Raw genomic sequence first — 18,937 nt, forward strand, 5'->3', positions numbered from 1 at the left:
GGACCGTGCCCAAGCGGGTTGGACGCGCTCCGGTGGTGCTCGACCCGGCCCGCCCGCCGAACGGCGAGGTGGAGCTGGGAGGTCTCGCGCTGCCCGAGGCGCCCGCGCTGCTGTGCGACCCCAAGGGCGTCGTCATGCGCGCCAACCCCGGCGCGGTCGCGCTGTGCCGGGCCCGCTCCGCCGACGACCTCGTCGGCCGCGACCTGACCGACCTGCTGCTCGGCGACGCCGACGACCTGCGCCTGCGCCGGGTCGACGGCGTGCTGCTGCCGGTCCGCGTGGTGCGCACCCACGTGCCGGGCACGGGCCTGCACGCCGTGCTCATGGTGGACGTCTCCGACCTGGCCAGGGCCGCCGAGGACCTGCGCGACGAGCAGCGGCGGCTGCGCACCGTGCAGCGGGTCGCCCAGATCGGCTCCTGGGAGTACGACCCGGACACCGGCGTCACGGTCTGGTCCGAGTCGCACTACGAGATGATGGGCGTCGAGCCCGGCGAGGTGGTCCCCGGCGCGCGGGCCGTGCTGGACGTGGTCCACCCCGACGACCACGAGATGGTCGCCAGCTACTGGGCCAACCGCGCGCTCGACGGCAGCCCCATCGACATCGTCTACCGGATCGTCCGGCCCGACGGCGGCCTGCGCTGGATCCGCGGCGTCGCCGAGGCCAAGGTCAGGTCCGACGGCCGGACCCAGTTCATCACCGGCTACATCCGCGACATCACCGACCAGTGGCGCTCCGACCGCGCGCTGGAGACCGAGCGCGCCCGCCTGCTGGAGGCCCAGCGCATCGCCCGCATGGGCAGCTGGAGCTACGAGTTCCCGACCAGGGCGGGCCGGCCCGGCACCGTGCACCGCAGCGAGGTGCTGCTGGAGATGTACGCCGAGCTGGGCGTGGTCCCCGACGACGACCTGCTGTGCGGCGTGCGCGCGGAGGACCGGGCCCTGCTGGAGGACCTGCGCCGCCGGCTGCTGCGCGGCGGCGACGGCGAGGACGGGCCCGACGGCCGCACGCTGGAGGCCGAGGTGCGCGGCGGGCTGGGCGACCGCGTGTACGTGTGCCGGGCGCGGGCCGAGGCCGAGGGCGGCCGGGTCACCCGGCTGCACGGCACCGTCCAGGACGTCACCGAGGCCCGCGCGCTGGAGCGGCAGCTGCGCGCCGACCGCCGCCGGCTCGCCGACGCGCAGCAGGCCGCCCAGCTGGGCGTCTGGGAGTGGAACCTCCAGACCGGCGAGGTGATCTGGTCGGACATGATGACCGAGCTGTTCGGCGTGCCGCGCGAGGAGCACACCCACTACCAGACCTACCTGGACCTGGTGCACCCCGACGACCGGGGCTGGGTGGACGACCTGTGGCAGCAGCTGGCCGGCGAGGAGGTCCCGATCCAGCTGGAGCACCGGCTCGTGCGCCGCGACGGCAGGGTGCGCGTGTTCCGCTGCTACGGCGTGGTGGTCAAGGGCCCGGACGGCAGGCCGCTCGCGGTCGGCACCGCCCAGGACATCACCGAGCAGCGGGCCACCGAGACCCGCATGAAGCGGTCCAGCCAGCGCTTCGCCGACCTGGTGTCGCTCACGCCCGTGGGCATCGGCCTGTTCGACGAGGGCGAGCGGCTGGTGGACGCCAACGACGCGCTGTGCGACCTGCTCGGCATGGACCTGGAGCAGCTGCGCGGCATGACCGCGGGGCAGCTCACCCACCCCGACGACAGCGGCAACCCCCTGCCGCCGATCGACGAGATGTCCGCGCCGGGCGCCGAGCGCTCGTTCAAGATCCCGCAGCGCATCCTGGTGCGCCGCGACGGCGTGCAGGTCTACTGCGAGCTGCACATCGCGCTGTCCGTGCAGGACGACGGCCGCCGGTTCTGGCTGATCGTGTTCCAGGACATCACCGAGCGCCGCCGCACCGCCGAGGCGCTGCGCCACCAGGCCACGCACGACGAGCTGACCGGCCTGCCCAACCGGGCGCTGGTCAAGGAGATGCTGGCGGACCTGCTGGCGTCGCCGGGGCGGGCCAAGGTCGCGGTGCTGTTCTGCGACATCGACAACTTCAAGCGGGTCAACGACTCGCTCGGCCACGACGCGGGCGACGAGCTGCTGGTGGCGCTGGCCCGGCGGCTGGAGGGCGGCCTGCCCGGCAGCTGCACCGCGGCCCGGCTGTCCGGCGACGAGTACGTGATCATCTGCGAGGACCTCGACGAGGTGGGCGGCGTGGACAAGCTGGCCACCACGGTGGCGAGCCTGCTGCGCACGGCCGTGCCGGTGCACGGGCAGCTGGTCCGGGTGTCGGCGTCGATCGGCGCGGCCGTGCCCAACGGGTCCCGCGTCACCGGCAACGACCTGCTCCGCTTCGCCGACGCGGCGATGTTCGAGGCCAAGCGCGCCGGCGCGGGCCGGGTGTCGCTGGCCAGCGCCGCGCTGATCGCCTCCGCCGACCGGCAGGTCCACCTGGAGGGCCAGCTGCGCGAGGCGCTCCAGCACGACGGGCTGACGCTGCACTTCCAGCCGGTGGTCGGCGTGGACGGGACGGTGCTGACCGCGGAGGCGCTGGTGCGCTGGCCGCACCCGGACCGCGGGCTGCTGCCGCCGGACATCTTCCTGCCCGTGGCCGAGCAGGGCGACCTGCTGCGCGAGCTGGACCGGTGGGTGCTGCGCACGGCGCTGAAGGAGGCGGCGGGCTGGCCGTCGCCCGGCGGCCGGGCGGTGTCGGTGGCGGTGAACCTGGCCGGGCTGGTGCCGGGCGACCCCGAGTTCGTCGACATCGTGGCCGACGCGATCGCCGAGGCGGGCATCGAGTGGGACCGCGTGGTGCTGGAGCTGGTCGAGACCGCGCTGGTCGACCTGCCGTCGCGGGTGCGGCAGTCGATGGACGAGCTGGTGGGCCGCGGCATCCGGTTCGCCGTCGACGACTTCGGCACCGGGTACTCGTCGCTGGCCCGGCTCAAGGACCTCCCGGCGCAGATCATCAAGGTCGACCGGCGGTTCGTCTCGGGCGTGGGCAACGACTCGTCGGACTTCGCGGTGGCCAAGGCCGTGGTGGACATGGCGCGGGCGATGGGCCGCGAGTGCGTGGCCGAGGGCGTGGAGACCGCCACCCAGTTCCACGTGCTGCGCGGGGTCGGCGTGGACGCGTACCAGGGCTGGCTGTTCTCCCGGCCCGTGCCGCCCAGGGAGTTCCGGGCGGTGCTGGCGCTGGGACCCTTGCACATCCCCCGCGCCGGCTGATTCGGGATACTCCACGATCGGGTGACTACGTGGAGCGGGGGCGGTGCGGTGGACCAGGCACGGATGATCGCCGACCTGGAGGCGAGGGCGCGTGACCTGGCCCGGCGTTCGCGGGAGGTGCGGGCGGGCATCCGCGCGGCGGAGGCGGTGGTCGGCTCGCCCGACGGGGTGGTGACGGCGACCGTCGCGCCCAACGGGGCGCTGCGGGACATCCGGTTCGCGCTGCCCGCCGAGGGGGTGTCGGACGCCCGGCTCGCCGAGGTGGTGATGGAGACGGTCCGGCGGGCGCAGGCCGAGGTGGCGCGGCGGGTCGCGGAGGTCGTGGAGGTCGAGTTCGGGGGGACCGAGGCGATGGAGTTCCTCACCGGGTTCCTGCCGGAGGGGGCGCCGGAACCGGTGCGGCGGGTGGCGTTCGTGACGCCGGTGGAGCGGGTGGACGCCGGGTCGCCGGTGGAGGTCGTGGCGTCGGTGGAGCCGCCGCCCGCGCCGGTCGAGGTGCCCGGGTTGCCGTTGCCGCGCAGCCTGTGGTGCCCCGAGGACGGCGGTGAGGCGGCGCGGTGAGCGGTCTCGACCTGCGGTCCGGCGTCGACCTCGGCGGGGACGCGTTCGGCGTGCTCCTGAGGCCCTTCGCCGACGCGGCGGCGCGGGCGGTGGAGGACGTCCGGCGCGCCGGACCGGACGTCGGGGTGGGTGAGCCGTCCCGGGCCGCCCGCAGCCGCGGGCTGGCCGCCGCGTGGCTGGACACGCTCGGCGCGGTGCTCGACCCGCTGGCCGCGTTCGCCGAGGCCGACGTCGGCTGGCTGGTCGAGCACGTCGCCTTCCTGCGCGCCCCGCTGGACTGGCTGGCCGGCGACGGCGAGCGGGTCAAGGACGCGGTCGCCCGGTGGCGGCAGGCGTCGATCGACCTGGACCGCCTCGCCCGCGAGCGGCGCGACGAGGTGGAGGTGCAGGTCGCCGGGTGGGCGCCGCGCGCGGCGGAGGCGTTCCGGCACGCGCGGGCGGCGTGGGTGGAGGAGGCGCTCGCCGCCTCGCGCCGGTGCGGGGCGGTCGCCGACCACGTGTCGATGGCGGGCACCGCCGTGGCGGCCGTGCGCGGCGTGGTGCGCGACCTGGTCGTCATGTTCGCGCGCGAGGTGGTGCGCAACGCCGCCGTGGCGCTGGCCGCGGCCGAGGCGAGCGGCGGGGCGTCGGTGGCGGAGTTCACCGCGTGGGCGGTCGGCCGGGCGGCGGCCGTGCTGGCGCGGATCACCGAGCAGGTCGCGAAGCTGCTCGGCGCGGTCGCGCGCATCCTGGGGCGGCTGGAGGAGCTGGCCCGCCCGGTGTGACGGAGCCGACCCCCGCGGTCAAGCCCCTTCGCGGTCAAGCCCCCGCCGCCGGCCCCGCGCCCAACCCTCCGCGCCCAACCCTCCGCGCCCAACCCTCCGCGCCCAACCCTCCGCGCCCAACCCTCCGCGCCTACCCCCCGCAGCCACCCCCGCGGCAGCTCGGGATCAGCCCGCCGACTCCCTGACCAGCGGCAGCAGCGCGGCGATGCGGTGCCGGGGCAGGTCGATCAGCCTCAGCTCCAGCTCGTCCTCGTCCTCGACGCGCCCGTCGACCCGGTCGCGCGCCTCGCGCTTGGTCAGCTGCCCCCGCGACGCGGTGACCAGCGCCTCCCGCCACACGTTGCCCAGCTTGCCGTGCGCCCGCGACAGCACCTCGCGCACGGCCAGGCCGCCCGCGTCCAGCGTGCCCGCCAGCACCTGGTCCGCCACCACGACGCAGTGCTTGCCGTCCGGGGTGGACCGCAGGAACCTCAGCGCGAACCTGGTGCCCACCAACGACGTCAGCGCCCGCTGCCCCTTCTCGGAGGCGACGTCCGGGTGGTTGTTCGGCACCAGCGCGGCCATCCGGCCCGGCGAGCACGCCAGCAGCGTCCGCAGCAGCCACGGTCCCGGGTCGCCGGACAGGTCCACCGCCAGGGACGCCGCGCCCTTGCCGACCGGCTCGGCCCACCCCGGCCGGCGCGGCTTCGGCGGCGGCGAGGACTCCGGGCGCGGGGCCAGGTCGACCAGCGCCTCCAGCGCCCGCGAACCCGGGCCGGACGCCTCCACCGACTGCGGGCCGTGGGTGTAGATGGCGGTCTTCGGCGGCGCGCCCGCCGAGCGGCGGGTGGTGGGCCGGCACACGTACAGGTCCGCCGCGCTGCCGATGGCCTGCGCGCCGTCGAACCGGTGGAACGCGGGCAGGACCGCCTCGAACAGCAGGCCCAGCATCTGGAGCTCCTGCTGCACCTTGAGCCCGAGCGCGGGGGTGCGCTCGCTGGACCCGTGCGCCAGCAGGACCCGGCCCCGGCCGAGGTCGGCCAGGCACTCGATCGCCCGGGACGCGAACAGCGCCATGCCCTCCGGCGTGTAGGGCGGGTCGCTGAACACCAGGTCCGCCGACTCCAGCGCGGCGGGCGGCAGCCCGAACCGGAAGTCCGCGTGCAGCGCGCGCACCGACCACCCGCGCTCCCCGGCCAGGGTCGCGACGTGCTCCAGCAGCCGGTCGTCCACGTCGACCACCACGACCGACACCGCCGGGTTCACCGCGCACACCGCCAGCGAGGTCAGGTCGTGGTCGCCCAGGCACAGCAGCGTCCGCCCGGCCAGGTCGTAGGTCGCGTCCAACCACAGCGCCCGCCGCAGCGCGGTCTCCGGCGTCGCCTGCACGTGGTCCAGCGCGGCCAGCGGCGGCGGCACGGCGGCGATGTCGGCCCGGATCGACCGCAGCCGCCCGGCGTGCCCGCGCACCAGCTCGTCCAGCGGGTCGGGCAGCTCGCCGCCCGCGCGGAACTCGGCGTAGTCGGCGGCCTTCGCCGGGGTCACGCGGTGGCGGTCACCGCTGGTCTCCAGGTCGTCACCGATCGCGGTCAGCAGCTCCTGCACGGTGCGCCGGGGCACTGCGGGAAGCCGCACCAGCTCCGCGAGCGGGTGCCAGTCCTCGATCAGCAGGTCCAGCACGCGGCGGAGCTTGCGCGCGTGCACGCCTCGTGCGGCCAGCAGGGCGCGCACCGGTTCGGTTGCCACAAACGGTGCAGCGTACTGACCGGATGGTGGAACGCCGTGCCCCGGTCCGGGTGACGGGCTAGGGTCGTTCGACGCTTGGCGCCCATCGGCAGGAGGAGCACGGGTGATCGAGTTCCGCGACGTGACCAAGCGGTTCGGCGACGGCACCACCGCGGTCGACGGCCTGGACCTGGTGGTCGAGGCCGGCACGATCACGGTCTTCGTCGGCCCGTCCGGGTGCGGCAAGACCACGTCGCTGCGCATGGTGAACCGGATGCTCGACCCGACCTCGGGCACCGTGCTGGTGGACGGCCGCGACGTCATGGCCGTGGACCCGCCGACGCTGCGGCGCGGCATCGGGTACGTCATCCAGCAGGCCGGCCTGTTCCCGCACCGGACGGTGCTGGACAACGTGGCCACCGTGCCGCTGCTCACCGGGTGGACCCGGCGGCGGGCGCGGTCGCGGGCCGCCGAGCTGCTGGAGCTGGTGGGCCTGCCCGCCGAGCTGGGCCGGCGCTACCCCGTGCAGCTGTCCGGCGGGCAGCAGCAGCGCGTGGGCGTGGCGCGGGCGCTGGCCGCGGACCCGCCGGTGCTGCTGATGGACGAGCCGTTCAGCGCCGTGGACCCCGTGGTGCGCGAGGGGTTGCAGGACGAGCTGCTGCGGCTCCAGGCCGAGCTGGACAAGACGATCGTGTTCGTCACCCACGACATCGACGAGGCGGTGCGCATCGGGGAGAAGGTGGCCGTGCTGCGCGTCGGCGGCGTGCTCGCGCAGTACGCGCCGCCGGCCGAGCTGCTGGCCCGCCCCGCCGACGACTTCGTGGCCGGGTTCGTGGGCAAGGACCGCGGCTACCGCAGCCTGTCCTTTCTGGACGCTTCCGGGGTGGAGGTCGCCGACGCGCCGACCGTCGCGCCCGCCGACGGCCACGCGCCCGGCGACGGCTGGCGGCTGGTGGTCGGCGCGGACCGCAGGCCCAGCGGCTGGGTCGCGCCGGACGGCGCGCTCGTGCCCGGCGGCTCGCTCTACGAGGTGGGCGCGCCGGTGCGGGGCGCGCTGGACTCCGCGCTGTCCTCGCCGTCCGGCCTGGGCGTGGCCGTGGACGCCGAGGGCAGGCTGGCGGGCGTGGTCACCGCGCGGCAGGTCCTGGACGTGATCGAGCGCGGCCGTGGGTGAGCTCGGGACCTACCTGGCCGACGCGGGCACGCGGGCGGCCCTGGTGGACATGCTGCTCGACCACGTCTACCTGTCGCTGGTCCCGCTGCTGGTGTCGGTGGCGCTGGCGGTCGTGCTCGGCCTGCTGTGCCACCGGTTCCGGCGGGTGCGGTCGGCGCTGGTCGGGCTGTCCAACGTGGTCTACACGATCCCGTCGCTCGCGCTGTTCGCGATCATCCCGGCGATCGCCGGCACGCGGGTGCTCGACCCGCTCAACGTGATCATCGCGCTGACCGCCTACACCACCGCGCTGCTCGTGCGACCGGTCGCCGACGCGCTGGACGCGGTGCCCGAGCACATCACCGCCGCCGCCACCGCGATGGGCTTCCGGCCGCTGCGCCGGTTCCTGGCGGTGGAGCTGCCGCTGGCCGTGCCGGTGCTCGCGGCGGGCGTGCGGGTCGGGTCGGTGAGCAACATCAGCCTGGTCAGCGTCGGCGCGCTGATCGGCACCGGCGGGCTGGGCGCGCTGTTCACCGACGGGTTCCGCCAGCGCTACCTCGCGCCGATCATCGTCGGCATCGTGCTGACGCTCGTGCTCGCGCTGGTGGTCGACCTGCTGCTGGTGCTGCTGCGCAACCTGCTGACGCCGTGGGCGAGGCTGGAGAAGCCATGATCTTCGCGGACGCCTTCGCGTGGCTCGTCGACCCGGTCAACTGGACCGGCTCGAAGTCGATCCCGGTGCGGGTCGGCGTGCACCTGCTGTACTGCCTGGGCGCGGTGCTCGGCGCGGCCGCCGTCGCGGTGCCGCTGGGCCTGTACGTCGGGCACACCGGGCGCGGCGGCGTGGTGCTGGTGGGCGCCGGCAACGCCCTGCGCGCGCTGCCCACGCTGGGCCTGGTGACGTTCCTGTACCTGGTCGCGGGCGGCGGCGCGGTCGGCGTGCTGATCGGCCTGGTGGTGCTGGCCGTGCCGCCGATCCTGGCGGGCACGTACGCGGGCATCCAGGACGTGGACCGCGGGGTGGTGGACGCCGCGCGCGGCATGGGCATGACCGGCGCGCAGCGGCTGTGGCGGGTGGAGGTGCCCAACGCGCTGCCGCTGCTCGTCGGCGGCCTGCGCAACGCCACGCTCCAGGTCGTCGCGACCGCCTCGGTCGCGGCGTACGTGGGTATCGAGACGCTGGGCCGTCCGCTGCTGGACGGCCTCCGGGTGCTGGACTACGGGCAGTTCGTCGGCGGCGCGGTGCTCATCGCGCTGCTGGCGGTCGTGCTGGACGTCCTGCTCGCGGGGCTGGGGCGACTGGTCGTCCCGGCCGGGTTGAGGCTGCGGACGCGGCCGGGTCGCCGGGAGAAGCCGGTGACCGTCGAATCGGGAGGAAGCACGGCATGAAGCGCACGTGGGCCGTCATCGCCGCGGCGGCCGCGCTGGTCGTCACCGGCTGTGGGTCGCAGGACGACCTGAGCGGGGCGAACCAGCAGGCGGCGTCCGGTGAGGTCGTGGTCGGTTCGGCCGACTTCACCGAGAACAAGATCCTGGCCGAGATCTACGCCGGCGCGCTGCGGGCGACGGGCGCGACGGTGTCGGTCAAGGCCGGCATCGGCGCGCGCGAGCTGGTGGTGAAGGCGTTGCAGGACAGGTCGCTCGGCGTGGTGCCGGAGTACAGCGGCAACCTGCTCAACTACTTCGACAAGACCAACACCACGACCGGGTCCGAGGAGGTCTACGAGGCGCTGAAGGCCAAGACGCCCGAGGGGCTGGAGGTGCTGGCGCAGTCGTCGGCGGAGGACAAGGACGTCCTGGTGGTCACCGCGGAGACCGCGGCCGGCGGCGTGAAGTCGATCGCGGACCTCGGCGCGGGCAAGTACGCGCTCGGCGCGGCCGGCGAGTGGGCGCAGCGCTGGGAGTCGAAGGTCGACGAGCTGTACGGGGTGAAGTTCACCGAGATCAAGACCACCGACGCGGGTGGGCCGGTGACCGTGGACGCGCTCAAGAACGGTGAGGTGCAGGTGGCCAACCTGTACACCACGTCGGCCGACATCGCGGCCAACGGGTTCGTGCAGCTGGAGGACCCGAAGACGATGTACCCGGCGCAGAACGTGGTGCCGCTGCTGCGGTCGGACGCGGTCGACGCCAAGGGGCGGGAGGCGCTGGACGAGGTGTCGGCGGCGCTGACCACCGAGATCCTGGCGGACCTGGTCAAGCAGGTGGACGTGGACAAGAAGACCATCGCCAACGTGGCGGCGGACTTCCTGAAGAACGTGTCGTCGTAGGTCTTCAGGTCGGCTTCGACGGCCCGGTTCCCGGTGGGAGCCGGGCCGTCGCGCTGTTCCGGGTGTGGAACTCAGCCGTCCTGAGCGTTCGACACGGTGGGTCTGGGTGTTCGACTCGCGGACTGAACGTGTAGTTCGGGGGGTCTGGACGTGTAACTCGGGGGGTCTGGGCGTACGACTCGCGGGGTCTGGAGGTACGACTCGCGGGGGTGGGTGGGCGGGGGTCAGGTGCGGCCGTCGATGCGGGAGGTCAGCTCGTCGGCCGCCCGCCGGACCTCCGTCGCCAGGTCGGGCCAGGTCTCGCCGCACTCCGCCGCGCACTCGTGCCGGAAGGTCACCGTGACCGCGGCGATCGGGCGCCGGCCGTGGTCGAACACCGGGGCCGCCACCGAGGCGAACCCGGCCGTGACGTAGCCGTCCTCCACGGCCCAGCCGCGCCGCCGCTCCACGGCCAGCAGCCGCCGCAGGGCGGGCAGGTCCGCCGGCCCCCGCCCGGTCCGGTCCACGAACGAGGCCGCCCCCGGGAACAGCGCCCGGACCTGCGCCGCGGGCAGCCGCCCCAGCACCGCCCGGCCCGACGCGGTCAGGTGCGCGGGCAGCCGCACGCCCACGTCCGACACGATCGTGGTCGGCTGCCGGGGCTGCTCGCGCACCAGGTAGAGCGACTCGGCCCCGTGCAGCACGCCCAGGTGCGCGGCGCGGCCGGCGGAGTCCACCAGCCGCCGCAGCACGGGCCCGGCCAGCCGCTCCAGCGGGTCGTGCCGCAGGTAGGCCGACCCGAGTTCGAACGCGGCCACGCCCAGCCCGTAGCGTCGCTCCTCGGGGAAGTGGGTCGCGAACCCGGCCGCCGCCAGCTCCGCGAGCAGGTGGTAGGTCGTCGACCGGGGCAGGGACAGCTCGCGGGCCACCGCCGCCGCCGACAGCGGTCCCGGCCTGCTCGCCAGCAGCCGCAGCACGGCGAGTCCCCGGCGCAGCGCCGGCACGTCGCTGCTGGCTCCCACGGGACCCATTCTCAACAACTCGGCGGTCGCGCGCAGTGGAGGGTCGTGACGACGAGCTCCGAGGAGTTCGCCGCGGCTCAGGTCCCGCTGACCGGCGTGGACCCGCCCACCCCGGACCCCACCGGGCACCACGACGAGCGCGAGGCCATGCTCCAGCGCATCGACGCGCTGCCGCGCGAGCAGAAGGCCGCCGTGGTCCTGCGCTTCTACGAGGGGTACGACGACGAGGAGATCGCCGCCACCCCGGGCTGCTCCCGGGGCACGGTCCGCAGCCACATCTCCCGCGCGCCGGCCACCCCGCGCGCGGCCGAGAAGGTGAAGGAGGCGCTGTGAACGACACCGAGGAGCTGGTCGCGGAGGCCCTGCGGCTGCGCGCACCCCGCCACCTGGTCCCGTGCTCGCCGCCCTGCGCCGCCCGCGCCGCGACCGCAGGCCGCTGTTCCTGGTCCTGGGCACCGCCGGCGCGGTCGCCGCGGCCGTCGTGGTGGTCACCACGGTCACCGGGCCCCCGCCGCCGAGCAGGCGCCGCCGGCGGTGTCGATCCCCACGACGGCGGTGGACCCGGGCCCGACCGTGCCGACCGTGCCGCTGGAGTACAGCCCGACGTGGCTGCCCGAGGGCTTCACCGAGTGGCGGCGCGGCACCTCCCCCCACGGCTCGGAGCGCTCCTACCCGCGGACCGGGGCACCCGACTCCGTCGCGTCGCTGATCGGGTTCAGCGTCCGCCAGGACGACATCGCCACGCGCACCGCCTCGCTGGAGGCGTCCGCCGACCGGGTCGCGGTCCGCGGCGCGCCCGGCTACTTCGTCGGCGGCGACCTCCACCGGCGGGTGCGCGAGGACCGGTTCCTCGTCGTCACCACGCAGGCGGTGCCCGACGCGCGCGCCACGGCGCTGCGGGTGGCCGAATCCGTCCAGCCGGACGACCGGGTGGTGCGTGCCGGTGTCCGTCGACGGCTCGACCGACTTCACCGTCTCCGCCCTGGGCGAGGAGGGCTGGACCGCCTACGTGAACGTGACGCGGGACGGGCACCGCTACCTCGTCTCCCTACCTGGCCAACGCGGTGCGGGAGGTGACGGCGCGGGACCGTCCCGCGCAGTACTACGAGGTCAGCGGCGGGCTGCTCAACGTGGACCTCGGCGGCGGGCGGTACCTCGGCGTGTCGAACTCCGCCCCGACCGGCCCGTTGGCGCCCCCCCCGAGGTGCTGGTGGGGATCGCCGGGCGGGTGGTGGTGGACCCGCGGCCCCAGGTCAGGTGGTAGCCGGCCCGGCCGGAGGGGCAGCCGTCTGGGGTACCAGACGGCATCGCGGGTTCCCGGGTCGTGCGGACCCGGCCGCCGGGGTGGGATGGGCACATGCAGCAACCCGTGCAGCTGGGTCCGAAGCCCCTGACCCGAGCCGACGTCCACGCCGTGGCCCGCGAGGACGCGCGGGTGGAGATCACGGACGCGGCGCGCGAGGCGGTCACCGCCGCCCGCGCGCACATCGACCGCCTGGCCACGGCCGACGAGCCCACCTACGGCGTGTCCACCGGGTTCGGCGCCCTCGCGGTCCGGCACATCCCGCCGGACCGCCGCGCCGCCCTCCAGCGGTCCCTGGTCCGCTCGCACGCGGCGGGCGCGGGCCCGGAGGTGGAGCGCGAGGTCGTCCGCGCGCTGGTCCTGCTCCGCCTCAAGACGCTGACCAGCGGCCACACCGGCATCCGGCCGGGGACCGCCGGGGCGATGGCCGCCATGCTCAACGCGGGCATCACCCCGGTGGTGCGCGAGTTCGGCTCGCTGGGCTGCTCCGGCGACCTCGCGCCGCTGTCCGCCGCCGCCCTGGCGCTGATCGGCGAGGGCGAGGTGCGCGACGCCGCCGGTCACCTGGTCCCGGCCGCCGACGCGCTGGCCGCGGCGGGTATCGAGCCCGTCCGGCTGGCCGAGAAGGAGGGCCTGGCGCTGATCAACGGCACCGACGGGATGCTGGGGATGCTGGTGCTGGCGATCGAGGACCTGCACCGCCTGCTGGACGTGGCCGACCTGACCGCGGCGATGAGCGTGGAGGCCCTGCTCGGCACCGACCGCGTGTTCGCCGCCGACCTCCAGGCGCTGCGCCCGCACCCCGGCCAGGGGCACTCGGCCCGGCGCATGGCCGCGTTCCTGGCGGACTCGGAGATCGTGGCCAGCCACCGCGGCCCGGACTGCACCCGCGTCCAGGACGCCTACTCGCTGCGCTGCTCGCCCCAGGTGCACGGGGCCGCCCGCGACACCGTGGCCCACGCCGAGACCGTCGCGGACCGCGAGCTGGCCGCCGCGGTGGACAACCCGGTGGTGCTGGCCGACGGCCGGGTCGAGTCCAACGGCAACTTCCACGGCGCGCCGCTGGCCTACGTGCTGGACTTCCTGGCCATCCCGACCGCGGACGTGGCGAGCATCGCGGAGCGCCGCACCGACCGGATGCTCGACGTGCACCGCTCGCACGGCCTGCCGCCGTTCCTGGCGCACGACCCGGGCGTGGACTCCGGCCACATGATCGCCCAGTACACCCAGGCCGCCATCGTCGGCGAGCTCAAGCGGCTCGCGGTCCCGGCGAGCGTGGACTCCATCCCGAGCAGCGCCATGCAGGAGGACCACGTCTCCATGGGCTGGTCCGCCGCCCGCAAGCTGCGCAGGGCCGTGGACGGGCTGCGGACCGTGCTGGCGATCGAGCTGGTCACCGCCGCCCGCGCCCTGGACCTGCGCCACCCCCTCAAGCCCGCACCCGCCACCGCGGCGGCCGTCGCGACGCTCCGCGAGGTCGTGCCGGGCCCCGGCCCGGACCGCCACCTCGCCCCGGAGATCGCCGCCGCCGAGGAACTGATTCGAAGTGGAGCGATCTGATGGTCCGCGCCAACCGAGGAACCGAGCTGACCGCCCGCAGCTGGCAGACCGAGGCCGCCCTGCGGATGTTCCACAACAACCTGGACCCGGAGGTCGCGGAGCGCCCCGACGACCTGGTGGTCTACGGCGGCACCGGCCGGGCCGCCCGCGACTGGCCGAGCTTCCACGCCATCACGCGCGAGCTGACCGACCTGGCCGACGACGAGACGCTGCTGGTGCAGTCCGGCCGCCCGGTGGGCGTGCTGCGCACCCACGAGTGGGCGCCGCGCGTGCTGATCGCGAACTCCAACCTGGTGCCGGACTGGGCGAACTGGCCCGAGTTCCGCCGGCTGGAGGCCGAGGGCCTGACCATGTACGGCCAGATGACCGCCGGCTCGTGGATCTACATCGGCACCCAGGGCATCCTCCAGGGCACCTACGAGACGTTCGCCGCGGTCGCGGACAAGCGGTTCGGCGGCACCCTCAGGGGCACCCTCACCGTCACCGCCGGCCTCGGCGGCATGGGCGGCGCGCAACCGCTCGCGGTCACCATGAACGAGGGCGTCGCCCTGTGCGTCGAGGTCGACCCGGCCCGCGCGCGCCGCCGCGTGGAGACCCGCTACCTCGACGAGGTCGCCGACGACCTGGACGACGCCGTGGCCCGCGTGCTCAGGGCCAAGGCCGAGGGCCGCGCGCTGTCGGTGGGCCTGATCGGCAACGCCGCCGAGGTGCTGCCCGAGCTGCTGCGCCGCGACGTGCCGGTGGACGTGGTCACCGACCAGACCTCCGCCCACGACCCGCTGGCGTACCTGCCGAAGGGCGTGGCCGTGGAGGACTGGGCCGACTACGCGGCCGGGAAGCCCGACGAGTTCACCGACCGGGCCCGCGAGTCGATGGCCGAGCACGTGGGCGCCATGGTCGGCTTCCTGGACCGCGGGGCCGAGGTGTTTGACTACGGCAACTCGCTGCGCGGCGAGGCCCGGCTCGGCGGCTGCGAGCGGGCGTTCGACTTCCCCGGCTTCGTGCCCGCCTACGTCCGGCCGCTGTTCTGCGAGGGCCGGGGCCCGTTCCGGTGGGCCGCGCTGTCCGGCGACCCGGCCGACATCGCCAAGACCGACCGGGCGATCCTGGAGCTGTTCCCCGGGGACGAGAAGCTGGCCCGCTGGATCCGGCTGGCCGGCGAGCGGGTGGAGTTCCAGGGCCTGCCGGCCCGCATCTGCTGGCTCGGCTACGGCGAGCGGCACCTCGCGGGCCTGCGGTTCAACGAGATGGTGGCCTCCGGCGAGCTGTCCGCGCCGATCGTGATCGGCCGCGACCACCTGGACTGCGGCTCGGTGGCCTCCCCCTACCGGGAGACCGAGGCCATGGCCGACGGCTCGGACGCCATCGCGGACTGGCCGCTGCTCAACGCCCTGGTCAACACCGCCTCGGGCGCCACCTGGGTGTCGCTGCACCACGGCGGCGGCGTGGGCATCGGCCGCTCGATCCACGCCGGCCAGGTGACCGTCGCGGACGGCACCGAGCTGGCCGCGCGCAAGATCGAGCGGGTGCTGACCAACGACCCGGCCATGGGCGTGATCCGGCACGTCGACGCGGGCTACCGGCGCGCCGCCGACGTGGCCGCCGCGAAGGACGTCGTGATCCCCATGGCGGGTGCGCGGTGATCGACCTCGCGGACCTCGCCGACGTCGGCCGCGACCCGCGGCGCGGCGGGTACTCGCGGCACGGCTTCGACCGCGCCGAGCTGGAGCTGCGCGCCTGGTTCACCGAGCAGGCGCGGAGGCGCGGCCTGGACGTGCGGCCCGACCGCAACGGCAACCTGTGGGCCTGGTGGGGCGAGCCGGGTCCGGGCGCGGTGGTCACCGGCAGCCACCTGGACTCGGTGCCCGGCGGCGGCGCGTTCGACGGCCCGCTGGGCGTGGTGTCCGCGCTCCAGGCGGTGGACCTGCTGCGCGCCCGCGGCTTCACGCCGACCAGGCCGCTGGCGGTCGTGGTGTTCGTGGAGGAGGAGGGCGGGCGCTTCGGCGTGGCCTGCCTGGGCTCGCGGCTGATGACCGGCGCGATCTCGGCCGAGGCCGCGTGCGCGCTGACCGACGCCGACGGCGTCACCTTCGGCGAGGCGGCCCACGCGGCGGGCTTCGACCCGCTGCGCATGGGCCGCGACGACCGGGCGCTGTCGTCCGTCGGCGCGTTCGTCGAACTGCACGTGGAGCAGGGGCGCGGACTGGAGGTGCCGGTCGGGCTGGCATCGTCGATCCTGGCGCACGGCCGGTGGCGCCTCACCTTCACCGGCGAGGGCAACCACGCCGGGGCGACGCTGGTCGAGGACCGCCGCGACCCGATGCTGCCGGCCGCCGCGGCGGTGCTGGCCGCCCGGCGGGCCGCGACGGGCGGCGCGCGGGCGACCGTGGGCCGGGTCGTGCCGAACCCCGGCGGCACCAACGTGATCGCCTCGTCCGTGGACGTGTGGCTGGACGCCCGCGCCGACGACGAGCCGCGCACCCGCGAGGTGGTCGAGGCGGTCACCGCGGCCGCCCGGGAGGCCGCGCGGGACGAGGGCTGCGAGGTGGTCGTGCGCGAGGAGAGCTGGGGCGGGACGGTGACCTTCGACGCCGGGCTGATGGCGGAGGTGCGCGCGGCGATCGGGGCCGACACGCCCGCGCTGCCCACCGGGGCCGGGCACGACGCGGGCGTGCTGGCCGCGCACGTGCCCACCGCGATGCTGTTCGTGCGCAACCCCACCGGGGTGAGCCACGCGCCGGGGGAGCACGCCGAGCCGGACGACTGCGCGGCGGGCGTGGTGGCCCTGGCGACGACGCTGGAGCACCTGGCCAGGTGACGGGCTTCTGGCTGGAGCGGGCGTGGCTGCCGGAGGGGCCGGCCGCGCGGGTGCTGGTGCGGGTGGACCGGGGGCTGATCACCTCCGTGTCCACTGTGGACACCATCCCGCTGGGCGTGGAACGCCTGCGCGGCATGGTGTTCCCGGGTTTCGCGAACGCCCACTCGCACGCGTTCCACCGGGCGTTGCGCGGGCGCACGCACGGCGACGGCGGCACGTTCTGGACGTGGCGCGAGCGGATGTACGCGCTGGCCGGGCGGTTGACGCCCGAGTCGTACCTGCGGCTCGCGCGGGCGGTCTACGCGGAGATGGCCGTGGCCGGCGTGACGGCGGTGGGTGAGTTCCACTACCTGCACGCGGGCGGCAACGAGATGGGCGAGGCGCTGCGGACCGCCGCCGCCGAGGCCGGTGTCCGGCTCACCCTGCTGGACGCCTGCTACCTCGCCGGGGGCATCGGCGAACCGGTGCGCGGGGTGCAGGAGCGGTTCTCCGACGGCACCGGCGAGCGGTGGGCGGCCCGCGTCGCGGAGCTGCGGGAGGACGGCAACACCAGGGTCGGCGCGGCCATCCACTCCGTGCGCGCCGTGCCCCGCGAGGAGTTGGCCCTGGTGGCGGGCGCGTTCCCGGACCGGCCGCTGCACGTGCACCTGTCGGAGCAGCCGGCCGAGAACCGGGCCTGCCTGGACGCGTACGGGATGACGCCGACGCGGCTGCTGGCCGAGGCGGGCGCGCTGACGCCGCGCACCACCGCCGTGCACGGCACCCACCTGTCCGCCGAGGACGTCGGGCTGCTGGGCGCGTCCGGGACCGGCGTGTGCTTCTGCCCGACCACGGAGGCGGACCTGGCCGACGGGCTCGGACCGGCGCGGGAGCTGGCCGACGCCGGGTCGCCGCTGTCGCTGGGCAGCGACCAGCACGCGGTGGTCGACCCGCTGCTGGAGGCGCGCGCCCTGGAGCACGGCGAGCGGCTGCGGACCGGCCACCGGGGGCGGTTCGCGCCCGCCGAACTGGTCGCGGCGCTGACCAACCACGCGGCGATCGGGTGGCCCGGGGCGGGGCGGATCGCGGTGGGCTCGCCGTGCGACCTGGTGGCGGTGCGGCTGGACTCGGCGCGCACGGCCGGCGCGTCGCCCGACCAGGTGGTCCTGGCGGCCACCGCGTCGGACGTGGCGACGGTCGTCTCCGGCGGCCGGGTGGTGGCGCGCGACGGGGTGCACGAGGCGTTGGGCGAGGTCGGGCGGTTGCTGGGGGAGGTCCTGTGAGCAGCGCGGTGGTCACCGGCATCGGTGAGCTGACCACGAACGACCCGGAGCTGGGGCGGCTCGCCGACGCGGCGCTGGTGGTCGAGGACGGGGTGGTGGCGTGGGTCGGGCCCGCCTCGTCCGCGCCGGCCGCCGACGGGGCCGTGGACGTCGGCGGGCGGGCCGTGCTGCCGGGGTGGGTGGACAGCCACACGCACCTGGTGTTCGCGGGGGACCGGACCGCCGAGTTCGAGGCGCGGGTGGCCGGCCGGCCGTACACCGCCGGCGGGATCGCGGTGACCGTGTCCGCCACCCGGGCGGCGTCGGACGAGGAGCTGGCCGCGAACCTGCGGCGGCACGTGGCCGAGGCCGCCGCGCAGGGCACCACGACCGTCGAGACCAAGACCGGCTACGGGCTGACCGTCGCCGACGAGGTGCGGTCCGCGCGCATCGCCGCGGCGGAGGTGGACGAGGTGACGTTCCTCGGGGCGCACCTGGTGCCGCCGGGCGCGGACGCCGCCGGCTACCTGGACCTGGTGACCGGGGAGATGCTGGACGCGGTCGCGCCGCACGTGCGGTGGGCGGACGTGTTCTGCGAGGTCGGGGCGTTCGACGAGGACCAGTCCCGGACCGTGCTGCGGGCCGCCGCCGCGCGCGGGCTGGGGCTGCGCGTGCACGGCAACCAGCTGGGCGAGGGGCCGGGCGTGCGGCTGGCGGTGGAGCTGGGCGCGGCGAGCGTCGACCACTGCGCGCACCTGTCGGCGGCCGACGTGGACGCGCTGGCCGGGTCGTCGACGGTGGCCACCCTGCTGCCCGCGTGCGACCTGTCGACCCGCCAGCCCCTGGCCCCGGCCCGGCGCCTGCTCGACGCGGGCGCGACCGTCGCGCTGGCCAGCAACTGCAACCCGGGCAGCTCCTACACCAGCTCGATGGCGTTCTGCGTGGCCACGGCCGTGCTCCAGATGGGGTTGACGGTGCGGGAGGCCGTCGCCGCCGCCACCCTGGGCGGCGCGCGGGCGCTGCGCCGCGACGACGTGGGCCACCTCGGCGTGGGCGCGCGGGCCGACCTGCACGTGCTCGACGCGCCGTCGGCCACGCACCTGGCGTACCGGCCCGGCGTGCCGCTGACGTGGGCGGTCTGGCGGGCGGGCGTGCGGCTGCGGTGAAGGAGGCCCGTGGTCCCGGTGCTCCCGGGACCACGGGCCGGTCGAATGGACCTCCAGGGTGGTGGGCGGCGAGTCGGCGGCGCCGACCGGCGGCGCCGACGCGAGCGCGGCCCCGGCGACCAGGGCGGTGGCGACCGCGACCTTCGCCGGGTTGAGCACGTGCTGTCTCACGGGCGTC

At 75.7% G+C, this 18,937-nt stretch carries 16 protein-coding genes; 14 read left to right on the forward strand and 2 right to left on the reverse strand.

Annotation, left to right across the window (positions count from 1 at the left end):
• Positions 1-5: 5 nt before the first annotated feature.
• The 3 genes from ACFP3R_RS13075 to ACFP3R_RS13085 are packed head-to-tail and all read left to right on the forward strand — an operon-like array spanning position 6 to position 4,543.
• Entirely contained in the window at positions 6-3,218 is a 3,213-nt protein-coding gene (locus tag ACFP3R_RS13075) for a sensor domain-containing protein (RefSeq protein ID WP_380635905.1), read from the forward strand.
• Between the two features lie 48 nt (positions 3,219-3,266).
• Positions 3,267-3,779, forward strand: a complete 513-nt coding sequence (locus tag ACFP3R_RS13080) for a YbaB/EbfC family nucleoid-associated protein (RefSeq protein ID WP_380635907.1) — start codon at positions 3,267-3,269, stop codon at positions 3,777-3,779.
• Positions 3,776-4,543 carry a hypothetical protein gene (locus ACFP3R_RS13085; RefSeq protein ID WP_380635910.1) on the forward strand — a complete coding sequence of 256 codons (768 nt, stop codon included), beginning with the start codon at positions 3,776-3,778 and terminating at the stop codon, positions 4,541-4,543. The genes ACFP3R_RS13080 and ACFP3R_RS13085 overlap by 4 nt, the downstream gene beginning before the upstream one ends.
• 165 nt (positions 4,544-4,708) lie before the next feature.
• Here ACFP3R_RS13085 and ACFP3R_RS13090 read toward each other — a convergent pair whose 3' ends face one another.
• On the reverse strand, positions 4,709-6,268 hold the full coding sequence (locus tag ACFP3R_RS13090) for a bis-aminopropyl spermidine synthase family protein (protein ID WP_380635912.1): 1,560 nt from the start codon (positions 6,266-6,268) through the stop codon (positions 4,709-4,711).
• Between the two features lie 103 nt (positions 6,269-6,371).
• Between ACFP3R_RS13090 and ACFP3R_RS13095 the strand changes: the two genes are divergently transcribed.
• Genes ACFP3R_RS13095 through ACFP3R_RS13110 form a run of 4 tightly spaced genes read left to right on the forward strand, consistent with a single transcriptional unit; the run spans position 6,372 to position 9,670 of the window.
• The gene (locus ACFP3R_RS13095; protein WP_380635914.1) at positions 6,372-7,421 is read left to right on the forward strand and encodes an ABC transporter ATP-binding protein; all 1,050 of its coding nucleotides are present in this window, start codon (positions 6,372-6,374) and stop codon (positions 7,419-7,421) included.
• A gap of 49 nt (positions 7,422-7,470) precedes the next feature.
• Entirely contained in the window at positions 7,471-8,073 is a 603-nt protein-coding gene (locus ACFP3R_RS13100) for an ABC transporter permease (protein WP_380636130.1), read from the forward strand.
• Positions 8,070-8,789: an ABC transporter permease gene (locus tag ACFP3R_RS13105; protein ID WP_380635916.1), complete on the forward strand. Its 720-nt coding sequence runs from the start codon at positions 8,070-8,072 to the stop codon at positions 8,787-8,789. Before ACFP3R_RS13100 ends, ACFP3R_RS13105 begins: the two co-directional genes overlap by 4 nt.
• The gene (locus ACFP3R_RS13110; protein WP_380635918.1) at positions 8,786-9,670 is read left to right on the forward strand and encodes an ABC transporter substrate-binding protein; all 885 of its coding nucleotides are present in this window, start codon (positions 8,786-8,788) and stop codon (positions 9,668-9,670) included. The genes ACFP3R_RS13105 and ACFP3R_RS13110 overlap by 4 nt, the downstream gene beginning before the upstream one ends.
• A gap of 224 nt (positions 9,671-9,894) precedes the next feature.
• Here ACFP3R_RS13110 and ACFP3R_RS13115 read toward each other — a convergent pair whose 3' ends face one another.
• Positions 9,895-10,671, reverse strand: coding sequence for an IclR family transcriptional regulator (locus ACFP3R_RS13115; RefSeq protein ID WP_380635919.1), 777 nt, complete (start codon positions 10,669-10,671; stop codon positions 9,895-9,897).
• Positions 10,672-10,716: 45 nt separating this feature from the next.
• Here ACFP3R_RS13115 and ACFP3R_RS13120 point away from each other — a divergent pair, with 45 nt between their 5' ends.
• From ACFP3R_RS13120 to hutI, 7 genes are all read left to right on the forward strand, one after another.
• A complete protein-coding gene (locus ACFP3R_RS13120; RefSeq protein ID WP_380635921.1) occupies positions 10,717-11,004 on the forward strand; it encodes a sigma factor-like helix-turn-helix DNA-binding protein in 288 nt (95 codons plus the stop codon).
• 201 nt (positions 11,005-11,205) lie between these two features.
• Complete coding sequence (locus ACFP3R_RS13125; RefSeq protein ID WP_380635923.1) at positions 11,206-11,748, forward strand: hypothetical protein; 543 nt, start codon at positions 11,206-11,208, stop codon at positions 11,746-11,748.
• Between the two features lie 280 nt (positions 11,749-12,028).
• Positions 12,029-13,534, forward strand: a complete 1,506-nt coding sequence (gene hutH, locus ACFP3R_RS13130) for a histidine ammonia-lyase (protein ID WP_380635924.1) — start codon at positions 12,029-12,031, stop codon at positions 13,532-13,534.
• Positions 13,534-15,177 carry a urocanate hydratase gene (gene hutU / locus ACFP3R_RS13135; protein ID WP_380635926.1) on the forward strand — a complete coding sequence of 548 codons (1,644 nt, stop codon included), beginning with the start codon at positions 13,534-13,536 and terminating at the stop codon, positions 15,175-15,177. The genes hutH and hutU overlap by 1 nt, the downstream gene beginning before the upstream one ends.
• Positions 15,174-16,352, forward strand: coding sequence for an allantoate amidohydrolase (locus tag ACFP3R_RS13140; RefSeq protein WP_380635928.1), 1,179 nt, complete (start codon positions 15,174-15,176; stop codon positions 16,350-16,352). Before hutU ends, ACFP3R_RS13140 begins: the two co-directional genes overlap by 4 nt.
• Positions 16,349-17,614 (forward strand): formimidoylglutamate deiminase, encoded by a 1,266-nt coding sequence (locus ACFP3R_RS13145; RefSeq protein WP_380635930.1) that lies wholly within the window; start codon positions 16,349-16,351, stop codon positions 17,612-17,614. Before ACFP3R_RS13140 ends, ACFP3R_RS13145 begins: the two co-directional genes overlap by 4 nt.
• Entirely contained in the window at positions 17,611-18,759 is a 1,149-nt protein-coding gene (gene hutI / locus ACFP3R_RS13150; RefSeq protein ID WP_380635932.1) for an imidazolonepropionase, read from the forward strand. The genes ACFP3R_RS13145 and hutI overlap by 4 nt, the downstream gene beginning before the upstream one ends.
• Positions 18,760-18,937 lie beyond the last annotated feature (178 nt).

It is taken from the genome of Saccharothrix lopnurensis, from assembly GCF_042658445.1.
GTDB classification, from domain to species: Bacteria; Actinomycetota; Actinomycetes; order Mycobacteriales; family Pseudonocardiaceae; genus Actinosynnema; species Actinosynnema lopnurensis.

Excerpts from the sequence above, each read along its gene's own strand:
- hutU (WP_380635926.1), top strand. The coding sequence starts at position 13,534 with ATGGTCCGCGCCAACCGAGGAACCGAGCTGACCGCCCGCAGCTGGCAG.
- hutH (WP_380635924.1), top strand. The coding sequence starts at position 12,029 with ATGCAGCAACCCGTGCAGCTGGGTCCGAAGCCCCTGACCCGAGCCGAC.
- ACFP3R_RS13100 (WP_380636130.1), top strand. The coding sequence starts at position 7,471 with ATGCTGCTCGACCACGTCTACCTGTCGCTGGTCCCGCTGCTGGTGTCG.
- ACFP3R_RS13110 (WP_380635918.1), top strand. The coding sequence starts at position 8,786 with ATGAAGCGCACGTGGGCCGTCATCGCCGCGGCGGCCGCGCTGGTCGTC.
- ACFP3R_RS13105 (WP_380635916.1), top strand. The coding sequence starts at position 8,070 with ATGATCTTCGCGGACGCCTTCGCGTGGCTCGTCGACCCGGTCAACTGG.